At 49.5% G+C, this 1,196-nt stretch carries 2 protein-coding genes; both read left to right on the top strand.

Annotated elements, in window-relative coordinates; translation table 11 throughout:
- A partial coding sequence (locus ACRC27_RS08860; RefSeq protein WP_438639714.1) for a sensor histidine kinase occupies nt 1-449 on the top strand: 449 nt, incomplete at its 5' end.
- A gap of 182 nt (nt 450-631) precedes the next feature.
- The gene (locus ACRC27_RS08855) at nt 632-1,108 is read left to right on the top strand and encodes a response regulator (RefSeq protein ID WP_010863518.1); all 477 of its coding nucleotides are present in this window, start codon (nt 632-634) and stop codon (nt 1,106-1,108) included.
- The last annotated feature ends 88 nt before the right edge of the window (nt 1,109-1,196 follow it).

Below are 1,196 nucleotides of genomic sequence, written 5' to 3'. Positions count from 1 at the left end.
TGCGTGAGGTTAATGTTGATTTGAATCTGGGGCAATTACCGCCTTTGTATGGAAATACCACCGAACTGGTGCAGGTTTGGGTCAATATCATCAAAAATGGTTGGGATGCGATGAAAGATGCGCAAACCCCTGATCCCACCATCAAGATTTCTACCCGTGCCGGTAAACGCTCGATTCAGATCTCTCTGGCCAATAATGGCCCGATGATCCCTGAAGAGGTGGCGGCGCGTATTTTTCAGCCCAATTTTACAACCAAAACCATGTCGGCGCGTCGCCAAGGGCAAACGGTCGGGTTGGGGTTGGGTTTGTATATCGTTAAGCGCTTGGTGGAGAGTTACGGCGGAGACTTGCTTTTGAAAAGCACGCCAGAATATACCCGTTTTCGTGTTCGTTTGCCGTTGCAGGCGGAGCCGCTGTCATCGCCGGAACGCCATGATGACGATGAATAATCGTGTGTTTGTAGCAGGCGAAACGGGTGTGTGCTGGAGTTGGTGGTGAGTTAACCCTTATCTAGGCTAATAGCGAAGCTAATTATTTATCTTCGCTACCAACATCAGCCCTCGCGGCATAACCGCAACGCCCTACGTGAGCCTATGCTGGCACAAGCAAAGGGATTTTACAGGAGGTCAAAATGGAAAAGCTGTATCTGATTTGTGTAGATGATCAGCGAGATGTGCTGAGCGCTGTTGTCAGAGATCTCGAAAAGCTGAGTGACTGGGTCTGTATTGAAGAGTGTGAGTCTGCCGATGAAGCGGCGGGGTTAATGGACGAACTCGATGCCGAAGGTTGTCCGATTGCGTTAGTGATTTCCGATCATATTATGCCGGGCAAAAGCGGGGTCGATTTTCTGGCCGATATTGCCCAAGACATGCGCTTTATCCAAACTAAAAAGATTTTGCTGACCGGTCAGGCATCGCACAAAGACACTATAGATGCGGTGAACCGCGCACGTATTCAGCACTACATTGAAAAACCGTGGCAACCGGAGCCGCTGTTGGCTATTTGCCGTAAATTGCTGACCGAGTATCTGTTTGATACCGGTATGGATGTAACTCCGTATATTGAGTTTGCCGACCAAGCGGTGTTGCTGGAGCGTATGCGCGACTAGCACCATCTTGATTGCCGCAGACAAAAAGAGCCCCAGCATTGGGGCTCATTTATTTCGGTATACCCGTTTTCCTGCAGTGATTCTCTTT

This window comes from Plesiomonas sp. (genome assembly GCF_051650925.1).
In the GTDB taxonomy this organism is placed as follows: domain Bacteria; phylum Pseudomonadota; class Gammaproteobacteria; order Enterobacterales; family CAMTGL01; genus Plesiomonas.
The sequence above is the reverse complement of the archived record's forward strand: the minus strand, read 5'-3'. Positions and strand labels throughout refer to the sequence as shown.